At 35.8% G+C, this 16,895-nt stretch carries 14 protein-coding genes; 13 read left to right on the forward strand and 1 reads right to left on the reverse strand.

Annotation, left to right across the window (positions count from 1 at the left end; genetic code table 11):
- Positions 1-23 precede the first annotated feature (23 nt).
- From I8752_RS00460 to I8752_RS00520, 13 genes are all read left to right on the forward strand, one after another.
- Positions 24-1,076, forward strand: coding sequence for a polysaccharide pyruvyl transferase family protein (locus tag I8752_RS00460; protein ID WP_214430351.1), 1,053 nt, complete (start codon positions 24-26; stop codon positions 1,074-1,076).
- A gap of 264 nt (positions 1,077-1,340) precedes the next feature.
- A complete protein-coding gene (locus I8752_RS00465) occupies positions 1,341-2,564 on the forward strand; it encodes a glycosyltransferase family 4 protein (RefSeq protein ID WP_214430352.1) in 1,224 nt (407 codons plus the stop codon).
- A gap of 121 nt (positions 2,565-2,685) precedes the next feature.
- Entirely contained in the window at positions 2,686-3,480 is a 795-nt protein-coding gene (locus tag I8752_RS00470; RefSeq protein WP_214430353.1) for a glycosyltransferase family 2 protein, read from the forward strand.
- An 82-nt stretch (positions 3,481-3,562) separates the two neighbouring features.
- Positions 3,563-4,636, forward strand: coding sequence for a glycosyltransferase (locus I8752_RS00475; protein WP_214430354.1), 1,074 nt, complete (start codon positions 3,563-3,565; stop codon positions 4,634-4,636).
- A 203-nt stretch (positions 4,637-4,839) separates the two neighbouring features.
- Positions 4,840-5,739, forward strand: a complete 900-nt coding sequence (locus I8752_RS00480) for a glycosyltransferase (protein WP_214430355.1) — start codon at positions 4,840-4,842, stop codon at positions 5,737-5,739.
- 44 nt (positions 5,740-5,783) lie between these two features.
- Positions 5,784-6,767 (forward strand): glycosyltransferase family 2 protein, encoded by a 984-nt coding sequence (locus I8752_RS00485; protein ID WP_318780802.1) that lies wholly within the window; start codon positions 5,784-5,786, stop codon positions 6,765-6,767.
- 113 nt (positions 6,768-6,880) lie between these two features.
- Positions 6,881-8,005, forward strand: a complete 1,125-nt coding sequence (locus I8752_RS00490) for a glycosyltransferase family 4 protein (protein ID WP_214430356.1) — start codon at positions 6,881-6,883, stop codon at positions 8,003-8,005.
- Between the two features lie 110 nt (positions 8,006-8,115).
- On the forward strand, positions 8,116-8,922 hold the full coding sequence (locus I8752_RS00495; protein WP_214430357.1) for a hypothetical protein: 807 nt from the start codon (positions 8,116-8,118) through the stop codon (positions 8,920-8,922).
- Positions 8,923-8,931: 9 nt separating this feature from the next.
- The gene (locus tag I8752_RS00500; protein WP_214430358.1) at positions 8,932-10,182 is read left to right on the forward strand and encodes a glycosyltransferase family 4 protein; all 1,251 of its coding nucleotides are present in this window, start codon (positions 8,932-8,934) and stop codon (positions 10,180-10,182) included.
- Positions 10,183-10,197: 15 nt separating this feature from the next.
- Positions 10,198-11,376 carry a glycosyltransferase family 4 protein gene (locus tag I8752_RS00505; protein ID WP_214430359.1) on the forward strand — a complete coding sequence of 393 codons (1,179 nt, stop codon included), beginning with the start codon at positions 10,198-10,200 and terminating at the stop codon, positions 11,374-11,376.
- A gap of 29 nt (positions 11,377-11,405) precedes the next feature.
- Complete coding sequence (locus tag I8752_RS00510; protein WP_214430360.1) at positions 11,406-12,776, forward strand: hypothetical protein; 1,371 nt, start codon at positions 11,406-11,408, stop codon at positions 12,774-12,776.
- Positions 12,777-13,021: 245 nt separating this feature from the next.
- Positions 13,022-14,254: a glycosyltransferase family 4 protein gene (locus I8752_RS00515; RefSeq protein ID WP_214430361.1), complete on the forward strand. Its 1,233-nt coding sequence runs from the start codon at positions 13,022-13,024 to the stop codon at positions 14,252-14,254.
- A gap of 93 nt (positions 14,255-14,347) precedes the next feature.
- Entirely contained in the window at positions 14,348-15,556 is a 1,209-nt protein-coding gene (locus I8752_RS00520) for a glycosyltransferase family 4 protein (RefSeq protein WP_214430362.1), read from the forward strand.
- 80 nt (positions 15,557-15,636) lie between these two features.
- Here I8752_RS00520 and I8752_RS00525 read toward each other — a convergent pair whose 3' ends face one another.
- Positions 15,637-16,872, reverse strand: coding sequence for a nucleotidyltransferase domain-containing protein (locus I8752_RS00525; RefSeq protein ID WP_214430363.1), 1,236 nt, complete (start codon positions 16,870-16,872; stop codon positions 15,637-15,639).
- Positions 16,873-16,895: the final 23 nt, after the last annotated feature.

Consider the following 16,895-nt stretch of genomic DNA (forward strand, 5'->3'; position numbering starts at 1 on the left):
AAAAATAGTGAGTGTGTTAAGACATGAAAATTTGCTTGTTTGATCCTGGTCTTGAAAATAATAGTGGTACTCCTAGCGCTAATTTAGGAGATTTAATTATTCAAGAAGCGGTTGACCGGGAAATAAAAAGCTTATTTGGAGATTTCGAGCTTATACGTATTGCTACACATACTTTTCCAGATCAGAAACATATTGATATTGCTCGGAAATCCCCTTTAATACTAGTTGGAGGCACTAATTTATTGCATTGGCGCATGAAAGAATACAGACAATGGGCGATATTGCTAAAGCAAAAAATACAAATAAATAGAGCCGTTTTATTTGGTGTTGGTTGGAGAAAATATGAGGAATTATCGCCTGATTTTTATACCAAAATTTCTTTAAAGGCAGTGCTATCGAATAGGCTGTTTCACTCTGTTAGAGATAACTACACCAGGACGCAGCTTCAAAACGCAGGTATTAAAAATGTAATTAATACTGGATGTCCAACTATGTGGCCAATTAAAGATATTAAATCACATGAAATCCCGCAGGAAAAAGCTGGAAATGTACTTATAATGTTTACTGATTACTCAAAAGAACCAGACCTAGACAAAAAATTGCTTGAATTAGCGTTGTCTAAATACAAAAAAATTTTCATATGGCCACAAGGCAGAGGGGATTTAGATTATATTTGTAGCTTACTTTCTGTTACGGGTTTATCAGCTATTCTTTTAAACAATAATGCTATTAATAATATTACTAATCTCATTTCAGATACAAATTTTTCAGTAATAATTTTAGAACACTCCATAGACGCATTTAAAAATTTTCTTATTTCCCAAGTTCAGTTTGATTACATTGGGACGAGACTCCATGGTGGAATTAAATGCCTCCTATCGAAAAAAAGATCACTGATTATAGCAATAGATAATAGAGCTAAAGAAATAGGTCGTGAAACTAGATTACCAACTGTGAGTCGTTCAGATTTGGATTATATGAGTAAATGGATTGATGGGCCTTCTACTACAAATATTACACTAGATATAAACCCAATTAACACATGGAAATCTCAATTCAAGCAGTTTATTAATTAAATATTTTATTTTATGAGTAATTAAGATGGAGTTTATATGTTGAAACTTAATAATATCAACTAAGAATTTGATTCATAATGAGTTTTGCAATTGTTATGGGGCAGAGTTTATCGCTTAAAAAACCTTATTGAGTGTAATACTCTGATTAGAGCCTTTAGTTAAGCCATAGAGACCCAGTTTTAAAAAGCAACTTTTAAAAGCTTGTAAATAGAGGCAGTTGTTAAAGCAATCTTATGAAAAATCAGTTGCTCAGACTCGAAAAGCATGAAAATTACACATATCAATCAATCAGATATCGAAGGTGGAGCTGCGATCGCAGGCTACAGACTACATCAAGGCTTATTAGCTCAAGGAATTGACTCACGTTTGCTGGTGGGTAAAGCTACAACCAGCAGCGATCGCGTAGCTTCTATACAACGCAAACAGCGCATTGAGAAACAACTCTTCCGTGTGACTGGGCATCTTGGTTTAAACTACGTTAACCTAATCAGTAGCTTTGATATTCCGAAGCACAGTTTCTATCAAAATGCAGATATACTTAACTTTCATAACCTTCACACTGGTTATGGTTATTTTAACTATTTAGCAATCTCAGCATTAACTAAAAACAAGCCAGCAGTTTTTACGCTTCATGATATGTGGAGTTTTACTGGTCATTGTGCCTATAGCTATGATTGCGAGCGCTGGAAGATAGGTTGTGGCAAATGTCCTTATCCAGCTACCTATCCCAAAATTCAAAGAGATAATACCCGCCTAGAGTGGAAACTGAAAAATTGGATTTATAGCCACTCTAACCTTTCCATTGTTACTCTCAGCAATTGGTTAACCAAGCAAGTTAAGGAGAGTATACTTAACAGTTTTAACATCTACCATATTCCTAATGGTATAGATACGCAAGCCTATAAACCTCTCGATCCCGAACAATGTCGCTCTGTACTCGGTATTCCAAAGCATAAGAGAGTTATAATGTTTGGGGCAGAAAACTTGAAAGATACGCGCAAAGGAGGAGATTTGCTGTTAAAAAGCCTGCAAAATCTCCCAGAATCTCTTAAAAGTGAAACTATATTAATAAATTTTGGAAAAGGAGGGGAGTCAATTTCAAATGCTGTAGGAATACAAAACCTAAACTTGGGATATGTTAGTAGCGATCGCTTAAAGTCGATTGCATATTCTGCTGCCGATTTATTTATTTTTCCTACCCGTGCTGATAACCTACCCTTAGTGTTGCAAGAAAGTATGGCATGTGGTACTCCTATGGTTTCATTCAAAATTGGTGGAGTTCCGGATTTAGTACGCCACGGTATTACTGGCTATTTAGCTACACCAGAGGATGCTGATGATTTTTGTAGCCAGATTGTCGAGTTATTAGAAGATCAAAGTTTGCGCGATCGTATGAGTCAAAATTGCCGAGAAATTACTATTCAAGAGTATTCTTTAGAGCTACAAGCTAAACGATATATTGCTTTGTATCAAAGAATTAATAATTAAAAATAATCTAAAAAATATTAAGAAATCATATCTTCATATTAAATGGAATAACTTATCAATAATTTATTTTATCAACTATCAACTAAAGTTTTTTACACCACAAAAGCAAATTTAAATTCACATGATTAGTGTCATTACTCCAGTTTATAACGGCGAAAAGTTTATCGAAGGCTGCATTAAAGTTGTTATAGCTCAAAGATGCCCAAATATGGAACACATCATTATAGATGGAGGTTCAACAGACAAAACTGTAACAATTATTAAACAATATGCAGACAAGTATCCACATATCCGATGGATTTCTGAGAAAGATAAAGGACAATCTGATGCTATGAATAAAGGCATATCAATTGCAAAAGGAGAAATAATTGGCATTTTAAATGTTGATGATTTTTATAACTCAAATGTCTTGAATCGGGTGTTAGAAATTTTTAAAGACTTGCCAGAGCCTAGTTTAGTTGTTGGAAATTGTAATGTAATAAACGATCGAGATGTTATACAGTACGTCAATAAACCAAAAGAATTAAGTATCATACCTTTATTACTCAATAAAGTTCCCCATCCTTTTAATCCTTCTGCTTATTTCTATCATAAAAAGCTGCATGATTTGATAGGATTATATGATAAAAATGAGCATTATGTCATGGACTTAGATTTTATATTTAAAGCAGTTCAAAGAGCAGTTGAAGTAAAATATGTAGACGAAACTTGGGGAAATTATCGTTCAATACAAGGTACAAAAACCAATTTGTCTAAGGCTAATGGTCAACATATCCAGCTCGCTAAATACATTAGGAAGAAACATATAAGGAAGTTACCACTACTTCAGCAGTGTCAGTTGGCTATAGAATCAAGCTATTTATATAAAGGAATTGGAAAAGTAATTAAACTTTTTAAATATTTTCCAAATTATTAGTTTATAGCTATCCTAATCTATCCACAGATAAAACATAAGTAGTTAAAAATTGTCAACTACTATTGGAATTTAAAAATGTAATATGAGTAATTTAAAAGTTGCTTTTGCACCTTGGTATACCAAGGAAAATCCTTATCAAGTTCAATTGTCTGAAAAACTAACACTATTAGGAGTTCAAATAAAACCTACTGATTGTAGCACTTTATATCTTTTATCTACTATCAAACAGAGTAAAGTTAATATTTTACATCTACATTGGCTAGATCATTTTTTTTTGCTGAGATCAAATAAGTTACAGTCTTTTATAAAATTAATTTTGTTTATTAGCCAAATACTTATTCTCAGGCTAACAAACGTCAAGATTATTTGGACAGTGCACAATATAAAAAATCATCAAAATAAACATTTAGGGCTAGATAGATTAGGAGCTATTCTAGTTTCTAGACTAACTCATGGATTGATTGTTCACAGCAAAGCAGCAGAAAATGAAATAATCAAAGTATTTCATTTAAGGCAAAATAAAAAAATATTTATAGTCCCACATGGTAACTACATTGACGTATATGAAAATAAAATCAGTCAAGTAGAAGCGAGGAAGTATTTAGACATTCCAGATTCCAGTTTAGTGTTGCTATTTTTTGGCTTAATTCATCCTTATAAAGGAGTACTCGATCTCACCAAAGCTTTGAAGCAACTAAATTACGAAGATGTATGTCTGGTAATTGCAGGTAAACCATGCAATGAGGTAATGGCTCAGGACTTAGCTCAAGAGGCAGAGGATAATAGCAAAATTAAATTTATATCTGGCTTAGTGCCTGATGAACAGGTTCAAGTATATATGAATGCTTGTGATGTAGTAGTGCTTCCATATAAAGAATTCCTCACATCGGGGGCAGTGATCTTAGCAATGTCATTTGGTAAAGCATGTGTTGCGCCACGTAAAGGTTGTATAAATGAAGTTTTAGATGATACTGGTTCATTTTTATATGAGCCAGATAATGAAGATGGATTATTGCAGGTTTTGAATACTGTAGTTCAAAAACGAGATTATTTATCCAAGATGGGTATGCATAACTATAAGTTAGCCAGTCAATGGAATTGGAACTATGTTGCCAAACAAACACTAAATGTTTATCAAAATTATTTAAGCTTTTAACTACTGTCAATTGCTATGAATTGAGCGATGGTCATATTTTAATAACCTGAAAAGACATATAACAAGAACATATTTTAAACTAAAAATCATTACGTAAAAAAATATAATTTAAGTGATACTAATCATAATCATGCCTAAAATGCTTACTTTTAAATTACAAATGATTACCCTGATGAGTTAGTTTTAGTTGTGCCTACATACTTATGTATACTTCTTTTGTTAGTGTAATTATTCCGGTTTTTAATGACTCTGAACGCTTGAAGCTTTGCTTGCAAGCTTTAGAAAATCAAACCTACTCAAAAAATTTATACGAGCTAATTGTTGTTGATAATGCCTCGCAACAGGAGATAAAAAGTTTAGTTATTCAATTTAGTCAAGCAAAGTTAACTTATGAAAGTCAACCTGGTTCTTATATTGCACGCAATCAAGGTATCTCAATTGCGAAAGGCGAAATTTTAGCTTTTACAGATTCTGATTGTATTCCAGCTTCCGATTGGATTGAAAAAGGTGTGAAAAATCTACTTAGTACACCTAATTGTGGATTAGTAGCTGGTCGAATAGACTTTTTCTTTAAAAATCCAAAGAAACTAACTCCAGTAGAGCTTTATGAAAATATCGAAATGCCTTTTAATCAGGAACTGAATGTACAGGAAACCCACTTTGGGGTAACTGCAAATCTTTTTACATTCAAGCACGTAATTGACAATGTTGGCAGCTTTGACGAAAAGCTAAAATCGGGTGGCGATCGCGAGTGGGGAGAACGAGTTTTTCAAGCTGGTTATCAACAGATTTACGCAGATGATACTCATGTAAAACATCCTGCTAGAAATTCATTTTCTCAACTTTATAAGCGAATAGCCCGTTTTGAAGGTGGTAAATACGATTTAATGGTGAGGAAAAATATTTCATCCTTTAAAGTAGTCATAAGTTTACTATATGCTTTAATACCACCATTTAAAGCTGCATATAAGGCTTGGAAAAATTCAGCATTAAAGGGAGTGAGACAAAAAATGCAATTTATTATAGTAATTTTTTTTGTTAGATATGTAATTATTATTGAGAGAATACGGCTTTATTTGGGTGGTAATTCTAGAAGAGATTAGTTTTTACTTATACCTTATAGCGATAATAAATAATAACTCAAACAGTGTATTTAGAAAAATCAACGACTATGGACAACCAAATATATAATATTACAAGCAATCCTTTGGTTAGCATCGTAATCACCAACTATAATTATGATAAATTCCTTGATCGGGCAATAGATAGCGCGCTAAATCAAACATATCAAAATATTGAAGTTATTGTTGTTGATGACGGTTCACAAGACAAATCTAGAAAAATTATTACTAGCTATGGTAACAAAATTATCCCTATTTTAAAGGAAAATGGCGGACAGCCATCCTGTTATAATGAGGGATTTTTAGGAAGTCAAGGTGAAATCATATGCTTTCTCGATTCTGACGATATATTTTTACCTACAAAAGTAGCTGAATTAGTAAGGGTATTTGAATCTTTTGCAGAAGTTACTTGGTGTTTCCACAGTATCCAGTTAATCACTGAAAAAGGTGAGCTTTTAGATGTAGTCGTCACACCCAATTACATATCTCAACAATGTGATTTTCGAGGAAGGATTAAAATGGGCAAAATTCCTCCTGCTCTTCCACCTTCTTCTGGTCTATCTTTTAGAAGATCGTTACTAGAGAAAATTTTACCTATGCCTACAACTAAACTTATATCGGCAAGCGATTATTATATCAAGTTTATGGCAGTAGCACTTGGAAAAGGTTTTACATTAAGTGAAAATTTAGCACATCAATGCATACACGATAACAACGCAGCAACTTTAAGAAAAGATAGACAACATATAAAAGCTAGAGAATATTTGTTAACGGGAAAGTGGATAAAACAGGAGTTTCCACAATTTAAAAAGTTTGCTAACAAGTTATTTGCTGTTGGTATAATGTTGGATAACAATGCGAAAAACAATAGTTATGAAAATCATGAGATTGTCCAAGATTATTTAAAAAATATCTCTATTTATGAAAAAATTAATATTAATACTATTATCCAGTATTTCTTGATAATAGGTGGTATAAAATCAATATTAAAAAACGTTTTTAATTATTAAGAGTTTAATTTTTCAAAAATTATGCATCAAAAAATTGAAAATTTTAAAATGTATGAGCTATATAAATAAGTTAACTATCAATCACTAAATGCAATTATTAGGAATAATTAAATATGCGCGTTGCAATTCTCCGCAGAACACCACAAGTTTCTTTCAGCATGGATGTTTACGCTGATGGTTTAGTCAGTGGGCTGAAGGCTGTTCGACCAACATGGGAAATTGTGGAATTTGCACCAGCACAATATCCGTCAGATAAAAAGAACAGTGTTTGGTTGCTCGGACTGTGGAAGTACTACGAACGCTATTGGCGTTATCCTCGCACGATCCAAAAACAGAATGCTGATATCTTCCATATCATCGATCATAGTGACGGTCACTTAGCCCGGTGGCTCCAGATAAAAGCTCAACCAAAGATAGTCACATGCCATGATTTGATCAACTTATTTCAACCGGAAAACATTTATGGTCGGACACCTTTACCCTTTGTTAGTATGGCAGCTTGGAAATTTGCCATTAGAGGAATGGAGAAAGCCGATCGCATTATCAGTGTTTCTGCTCATACAGCCAAAGATGTAGTCAACAACTTAAAGATTATCAAAGAGAATATTACAGTCGTACCTGATGCTATTGAGTCAATTTTTCGCATCCTTCCACAAACAACAGTTAAATCCTTACGCCAGCAAAATGGTGTTTCACCAGAAACATTATGTTTGCTCAATGTGGGTTCCAATCATCCGCGCAAAAATGTTTTTACTATCTTAAAAATTATGAAAGCTCTTAAGGAACAGAGATTGCCTGTTTACTTTTGGAAAACAGGTGCTGACTTTACATCCGAGCAAAAAGTTTTTATTAAAACCCACGAACTGCAAAATTACATTGCCTATTTAGGCAAGCCCGATAAAGAAAAATTAGTTCAAATTTATAATGCTGCTGATGTACTTATAGCTCCATCACTTTACGAAGGATTTGGTATGACTATTCTTGAAGCTATGGCCTGTGGAACGCCAGTCATCACTTCAAATGTTACATCTCTTCCGGAAGTAGCAGGCAATGCAGCTATTTTAGTCGATCCAATGGATGTTCAAGCAATGGTAAAGGCAGTATGTCGTCTTTTGGAAGAGCCTAACTACCGTAGCTCGTTAATTGAAGCAGGTTTAGATAGAGTTAAACCTTTTACTTGGGAAAATACTGCTGAACAAATCGCTACAGTTTATGAAACAATGCTGGAGAAAAGATAAATTGTCTACAAGTGTTATTTTTGCCTAAGTATGCATCTTGAATTTAGTTACAGGTAAAAGTAGTTTTTTACGTAATTAACAACTCGGTATAATAATTAAAAAGACTAGCTATGATAAATTCTCAACAATTAACCATTCTTGTAAATAGCACAGATAGTTTTGAGGATTGTTGGCAGCCTTTTTTTACTCTTTTTTCAATTTATTGGCCAAATTGTCCATACCCAATAGTGCTAAACACTGAGACAAAATCTTTCTCTTATCCTGGTCTGAATATTCAATGCTCTCAAGTAGGAGCTAATGAGTCAGGTAAAAGGTTAAATTGGAGCGATTGTCTAATTCGCTGTATTGATAAAATTCATTCAAAATATATTTTCTATTTACAGGAAGACTATTTTCTAAATGATTATGTAAACGCTAGTCTTATCGATGATTTTCTTCAAATAATGGAAAATGAAGGATATTCCCATATCCGACTAAGAGAGTCTATTGCAAATAGTCCTCACAAGCCATCTTCTAAATATCCTCTTCTCTGGAAAATCTCTCAAAAATCTAACTATCGTATTGGGTTACAAGCTGGTTTATGGGTCAAAGATAGACTGCGTTTTTATCTGAAACCGAATGAGACAGGATGGGAATTTGAACGCTGGGGAAACCGTAGGGCGCAGAAGATTAATGACTCTTTTTACTGTCAAAATCTTGATTACTTCAATCGCCAAAATAGATATATTTTTCCGTATTATCCTACAGGAATAGTGAAAGGTAAATGGTTTAAACCTGCTGTTGTCGATCTGTTTAAACAACATAAAATTGAGGTTGATTTTTCAAATCGAGGATTTTATGAATTAGATAAAATACAAAATTTAGTGCAATTATTGAGAAGTAAAATACGAAAAATATTCATGCTTTATATTCCATAAAGTTAAACAATGAAGAATTTAAAGATTTTAGTGTCTGCCTATGCTTGTAGACCAAATATGGGTTCTGAGCCTGGAGTGGGTTGGAATACAGTTCGAGAATTAGGTAAATACCATAAAATATGGGTGCTTACTCGCGAGGATAATCGCTCGTTTATTGAAGCTGAACTGAGTCATTATCAAACTCAAGGGCTTAATTTTGTGTACCTTGACTTCTCTGGATATCGGTGGTGGAAACATGGTCTTGGGGGAGTACATCTTCACTACTATCTGTGGCAGATCAAAGCTTATTTAATTGCTCGTAAGCTACATAGTGAGATCGGTTTTGACATAGCACATCATGTGACTTATGTCAGGTATTCGTCACCCAGTTTTGTTTCACTATTACCAATTCCCTTTATCTGGGGTCCTGTAGGAGGTGGAGAATCAACTCCCAAAGCTTTTTACAAAGATTTCAGCCTTCGTAGCAGAATCTACGAATTGTTGAGAAATCTGGCTCGCTGGCTAGGAGAACAAGACCCATTTGTACGTCTGACCGCGCGACGTAGCAGCCTAGCTTGGGCTACAACTGAAGATACGGCTAAAAGGTTGCATCACATCGGTGCAAAAAATGTTCGAGTACGTTCTCAGTTGGGTATTTCTCAGGAGGAATTGATTAAAATAGATTACACAATGCCGATTAATTCTCCAATCCGGTTCATCAGTGTCGGTCGACTTCTGCACTGGAAAGGTTTTCATTTGGGATTAGCTGCATTTGCCAAAGCAAATCTTTCTGATTGTGAGTATTGGATTGTCGGCGAAGGACCTGAAGAACAACAACTACGAATTCTCACTCAAGAACTAGGTATTAGCGAACAAGTGAAATTTTGCGGTAGTTTGTCTCGTAACCAGACCTGGAGTAAGATAGGACACTGCCATATTTTAGTTCATCCTAGCTTGCACGAATCAGGGGGATTTGTATGTTTGGAAGCAATGGCTTTAGGGCGACCAGTGATTTGTTTGGATTTAGGTGGTCCAGCCGTTCAGGTGACATCAGAAACTGGCTTTAAAATCCCAGCACATACACCTGAGCAAGCTGTGGATGAGTTAGCTGAAGCCATAGCTTGTTTGGCTCAAGACTCAGAATTACGACTAAGCATGGGTCGTGCAGGAGAAAAACGGGTTGCCCAATTTTTTAACTGGGATATAAAAGCGAAATCTTTAGCGCAGCTCTATGAAGAAATAGTTGGCGATCGCAAATGCAGTGGTAAAGTTTTAGCTTAAAGGCGCGATAAAGCAATGCGTATCCTAAGTATACATAACAACTATCAAATCCGTGGTGGCGAGGACGAATCTCGTGAGTCAGAAGAAAGACTGTTACGAGAAATGGGTCATGAAGTTGACGTATACCAAGAGCATAATGACCGGGTAGCAGAACTAGGAGCCGTACCGATGGCACTCAGAACTGTCTGGTCAACAGAGTCTTACAACATAGTTAAACAAAAACTCAGTAGTTCAAATTACGACATAGTCCATATACAGAATTTTTTTCCTTTAATTTCACCCTCTGTTTACTATGCCGCAAAGTCTGTAGGCGTGCCTGTAGTTCAAACCTTGCGAAATTACCGCCTCCTATGTCCTAATGGCTTATTTTTCCGCGATGGGGAAGTCTGTGAAGATTGTATGGGTAAATTCATTCCCTATCCTGGAGTTTTGCATGGTTGCTACCGCGAAAACCGATCGGCAACTGGAGCCGTAGCAACCATGCTAACTGTACACCGCGCTATGCGTACTTGGATAGAGATGGTAGATGTATATATTGCTCTAACTGAGTTTGCGCGGCAGAAATTTATCGCAGGCGGTCTGCCAGCCGAAAAAATCGTAGTCAAACCTAACTTTGTGAATCCCGACCCAGGTGTAGGGAAGGGTTCGGGTGGCTATGCTCTTTTTGTAGGAAGACTTTCTACAGAAAAGGGATTAGACACTTTACTTGCTGCTTGGGAACATCTAGACAGCAAAGTACCTCTAAAAATTGTTGGGGATGGTCCTCTAAGTTCTCAGGTTATGGAATCAGTCAAAAGACTACCTGAAGTAGAGTGGCTGGGACGCAGACCGATGTCAGAAGTACATCACCTGATGGGAGAAGCAATATTTTTAATCTTCCCCTCCAAATGGTATGAAACTTTTGGTCGCGTGGCAGTTGAAGCTTTTGCTAAAGGTACTCCCGTAATTGCTGCTAATATTGGGGCGATCGCAGAATTGGTAGACTCTGGTCGAACAGGCTTACATTTTTCACCTAGTAATTCAGAAGATTTAGCTGCCAAGGTGGAATGGGCTTTAGCAAATCCAACTTCGCTTGCCCAGATGCGTCATCAAGCAAGGGCTGAGTTTGATGATAAGTACACTTCTAAAGAAAACTACCGAAGAATAATGGAAATTTACAGGAAGGTTTGTAATTGTAAGCTTTCAACAATCTGACTCAAGCAATTAAAACCACAGGGAGAAGTATGAATGCAGAAATAGCACGTCGTACAAAACCAGAAGGATATATCCAAAACACAAGTTTAATATTAATCGCACTTGCTAGCACTTTTTTTTCTCGTCTTATTGAGACTGCGGGTTTACCCGGATTAATCAATTTTCTACACTTTGCCATTGTCCCTGTAACTGTTGGAATCGTACTAGCTAGTAGCAGAGCCAAAGACAGGTATCAAATAGCAAGTACTTGGGCTATTTTATCTGGTCTACTTCTCTTTTTAGGGGTGATGTTAATTAGTGCCCTTTTAAATAAAGCAGGATTAATTAATGTAGTATTGGATTTCTTGCTTCTTGGAGAACCTTTTCTGTTACTGGCAGCTATAATTAGTATTCCTTTTTCCCCAAAAAGTTTGGCAAAATTACAAACTTGGATAATGCGTTTTTGCTTTATTAATCTCTTTCTGGCTTATTTACAAAACTATATTATAGTACCATACTTTTATAATTATTTACATACCAACCTTGGCGGTGCAGATCTCGTCCAAGGAGTTTTCTTTATCTCTGGAGGTGGTAATAGTTTATCAGCTGGTGTTTCCCTAATTTTTAGCGTGTATATTTTTCAAAAGGTAAATAAGGCTCCTTTTTGGCTGCGAATCATTGTGCCTCTTGCCTCATTTTGGCAGGTGTTGATGAGTGACTCAAAGCAACCACTAGTAGTATTCATAATAGCTTGGGCTATTTTGTCACTGGTTACATTTAAGAATATTCGCAAATTATTTTTGTATGTAATAAGTGTAGTTGTTGTTATAGCCGTCCTTTTTTGGTGCATCCAAAATTTAGAAATCTTTCGAGCTTACAAAACTTACGTCGATCCCTATTGGTACGACCCGAACGAGCGTACTATGCAAATTAAATTTGCTGCATTGCGTATTATCCCTTCATATTATCATTCACCTTTAAATCTGTGGTTTGGTCTAGGTCCTGGTCATACCGTTGGACGCTTAGGAGGAGGGATGCTTAGTAAGTATGAAGATTTACTCAAGCCACTGGGAGTTACAATTAGTCCTGTTGGTCAAGCTGTTTGGGATGAATTTGGCTCTCTTGCCTTTGGAGGCCAAGTAGGTTCCATAAGCACTATTTTTTCTCCTTTTTGGGGCTGGGCTGGAATCTGGGGAGATTTAGGATTTGTTGGCTTAGGAACATATCTTTATCTTGCCTCTTTAGTCTGGAGTAGACTTTGCAAAGATAGTTTTTCTAAGTTTTTATTGCTTAATGTATTAATAGTTGGTTTTGTTTTTACTCAGTTGGAAGAACCTGGTTACATGCTCTTCATAGCTATGATAGTAGGTCTGATATGGCAGGAAAATAGGCAAGAAAATTTAAAGATGTATGGAAGATAAACTTTTATAGCAAGTCTTTATTTACAATCAGTAGTTAATATGGATCAACAAAAAGGAAAATTGTTTGTATTGCCGAAGTCTTAAATACTTTTTACATGTGGGTGATAAATTTACAATAATTTTAAAATTATTGAACAGCAATATCTGCAAGTATTTATACACTTTTACCATCGTAAATGAAACATAAATACGTTACACATCAATCTGTATAATAAAACACAAATCTCGATACTGACGAGATTTTTATGAAAATTATTATTTCTGCGTATGCCTGCGAACCAGGTCAAGGTTCTGAGCCAGGGGTCGGCTGGAATGTCGTTCGGGAAGTCAGCAAATATCACCAAGTCTGGGTCTTGACCTCACACTGCCACCGCCTAGGTATTGAAGCGGAACTAGCAAGCAACCCCTTGCCTAACCTAAACTTCGTTTACCTCGATCCCTTTGGCTGGGTAATAGATTGGAGCCTGAAAGGAAAACAGACACAGAGGTGGGTTCAGTTTCACTACTACATCTGGCAAATTAAAGCTTATTTTGTCAGTTGCTTACTCTACCAAGAAATTAACTTTGACATAGTACATCATGTGACTTATGTCAGGTATTCGTCACCCAGTTTTGTTTCACTATTACCAATTCCCTTTATCTGGGGTCCTGTAGGAGGTGGAGAATCAACTCCCAAAGCTTTTTACAAAGATTTCAGCCTTCGTAGCAGAATCTACGAATTGTTGAGAAATCTGGCTCGCTGGCTAGGAGAACAAGACCCATTTGTACGTCTGACCGCGCGACGTAGCAGCCTAGCTTGGGCTACAACTGAAGATACGGCTAAAAGGTTGCATCACATCGGTGCAAAAAATGTTCGAGTACGTTCTCAGTTGGGTATTTCTCAGGAGGAATTGATTAAAATAGATTACACAATGCCGATTAATTCTCCAATCCGGTTCATCAGTGTCGGTCGACTTCTGCACTGGAAAGGTTTTCATTTGGGATTAGCTGCATTTGCCAAAGCAAATCTTTCTGATTGTGAGTATTGGATTGTCGGCGAAGGACCTGAAGAACAACAACTACGAATTCTCACTCAAGAACTAGGTATTAGCGAACAAGTGAAATTTTGCGGTAGTTTGTCTCGTAACCAGACCTGGAGTAAGATAGGACACTGCCATATTTTAGTTCATCCTAGCTTGCACGAATCAGGGGGATTTGTATGTTTGGAAGCAATGGCTTTAGGGCGACCAGTGATTTGTTTGGATTTAGGTGGTCCAGCCGTTCAGGTGACATCAGAAACTGGCTTTAAAATCCCAGCACATACACCTGAGCAAGCTGTACAAGATATTGCCCAAGCAATGAGGTGTTTGGTCTCAGACCCAGAGTTAAGATTGTGTATGGGTCATGCTGGTCAACAACGGGTAAAAAAATTTTTTAGTTGGGAGATTAAAGGTTTTTTCTTATCAGAACTATATAAAGAAGTTTGTAATCAGCAATAAATACCTGAGCTAACAAACCTGAATTTTACCAGTTTCTACCCTTCTAACCTAATTTATCAATTATTTATCAAAATCCAGCTTAGAGAAACAAGCATGAAGCTGTTAATTTTACATAATCGCTACCGATTTGCTGGTGGCGAAGATAGGGTAGTTCAGGCAGAAAAAAGGTTATTAGAGGCGAATGGTCATGAAGTGATTTTGTTGGAAGAAAATAACCATAGTATAGTCAGCGTTTGGGATACATTTGTAGCAGCAGGAGGAGCTATTTATTCTTTTGCAGCTAAAAACCGGGTCGAAGCAGAAATAAGACGATTCTGCCCAGAAATAGTACATGTGCATAACTTTTTTCCGCTCCTTTCTCCTGCTGTGTACGACGCTTGTTATAGTGCGGGAGTACCTGTTGTTCAAACTCTTCACAACTATCGGCTTGCTTGTCCTAAAGCAATGCCATTTCGAGATGGTAATACTTGTGAAGATTGCATTGGCAAACTAATACCTTGGTCAAGTGTTGTTCATGCTTGCTACCGCAACTCTCATCTTCAAAGTTCAGTTGTGGCAACAATGAGTACTTGGCATCGACTACAAGGTACTTGGCAAAAGCGAGTAAATGCTTATATTGTTTTTACCCATTTTCAAAAACAAAAAATGGTTCAAGCCCGACTACCGCCAGAAAAAATTTATATCAAACCAAATTTTGTTTTCCATACTGACTGCGTGCATAAAGATAGCCAGTATAATAACTACATACTTTTTGTTGGAAGACTTTCAGAAGAAAAGGGAGTTTCACTTCTGATTGATGCTTATGTTCAGAACAACTTATCTATACCACTAAAAATTGTTGGTGACGGCCCGTTACGTCTGGGACTACAAGCAAAAGTTCAAAACGCAGGATTTAGCAATTTGATTGAATTTTTAGGATTTCAGGATCAATCAACAGTTTTTCAACTAATGCATAATGCAAAGTTTTTAGTAATACCTTCCATTTGGTATGAAGCCTTTCCTTTAACTATCGTAGAAGCTTTTGCTTGTAGTCTTCCTGTATTAGCTCCTAAATTAGGGAGTATGGCAGAGATAGTAGAAGATGGAGTAAATGGTTTGCACTTTGAAGCTAGAAATCCTCAGGATTTAGCTGCTAAAATCAACTGGGCAATAAAACACTCAGAAGTAATGGGCACTATTGGTAAAAATGCTCGTTCTACTTATGAATTAAAATATACGTCAGAAGCTAATTACAACCAGCTAATTAAAATTTATCAAGAAGTAATTGATAAAGCTAAGTTTAAATTAGGCAACAAATTTTAGTTTACTTGAGTTAAAAATATGATTTTTTTATATAGTATATGTATCTTAAATTATTTTAATTAAGTATTTGTATTACTTTTCTAATTAATTATATGAGTTATCATTAAGCGAATAGGTCGAATTAAATAGTAGAAAAATGATAAGAAACTAGGCAAACTTACAAAACTACGGTCTGCAATTGTGGGGATAATTATATGTTCATAGCAATAATAAATCCTGTCTAAAGTATGTTCTATTAACTTTAGATGAAATAATGCTATTTTCAACTGGTTACTCGAAAAAGAGTCTGCTTTTGGACAATAAAATAGTATAATAATCTGAGAACAAAGGGATTTAACTACTAAATCAACTGCTATTTCTTTTAGGATATTTTCAGGAAGCTCTGCATCCAAAAGCTCATGAGCTAGTGAAAGTCCAAGTAACAGCATTCGTCTCATCCGTAGCTTGGTAGTACGCTGCCAAAGCTTTTCCCAATTTACCTCTGGATGGGCACGAATTGCTTCGGCTAGATCGCAAATCCGATTCAGCGATCGCCAACAATCTTTACCACCTTGCGAACAGAGAACTATAATCAAATTCTCTGGGGAAAAGCTGAGTATTTGTTTGTCTGCAAAAGAAATAATTTTTGTATCTTCCCAGATCCAGTCTGTATTATAGGTAAATGAAAATTGCTTTGATAAAATGCCTTGGTGAACGTCTAAAGTAATCTGCTCTTTAGGATTATTTAAATGTAGTTCCCAATGAGAACGCAGATATGCATTCTGTTCTTGAACTGTGAGAGATTTCAGATAAACTGCTTCTTTTTCACTACTATCAGCATATGGTTCAAATCCTTGAGCCATCAAAACTTCTTTGGTCTTGATAAAATCTTTTTTGTGAACTAAAAGATCCAAATCGCCGAAAGTTCGACGCGCTATATCTCCGTAAATTGCAGCAGCCAACACAGGCCCTTTAAAGGGAATTACAGGAATTGCATTCTCTGCAAAAATATTGAGAATTTTGACCAGTTTACTTGACTTGAAAAGGCTGCGTTGAGCATTAGCAAAATAATAGCGCTGCAAATAAGCTAGTATATCTTTTGGCACAAATTGCGAATAAGTATTGTTGAGAGTCAAAAATAGTAGTGGTAATACTCGATGCCAATAGGCAATTTCTAGTAGATATTTCCAATCAATATCTTCTTTTAGGAGTATTTTGATTTTCTCACTATTTTTCTCATCTATAAAAGTGCGCGTACAACAAAGTAATAACTTAATTTCCGGACGAATATTTGTATTTTGCTGCTCTATTGTTTTTTCTAATAATACTTTATTCATAGATAATACTTACTTGTTTGATG

Source organism: Dendronalium phyllosphericum CENA369 (genome assembly GCF_016056275.1).
GTDB classification, from domain to species: domain Bacteria; phylum Cyanobacteriota; class Cyanobacteriia; order Cyanobacteriales; family Nostocaceae; genus Dendronalium; species Dendronalium phyllosphericum.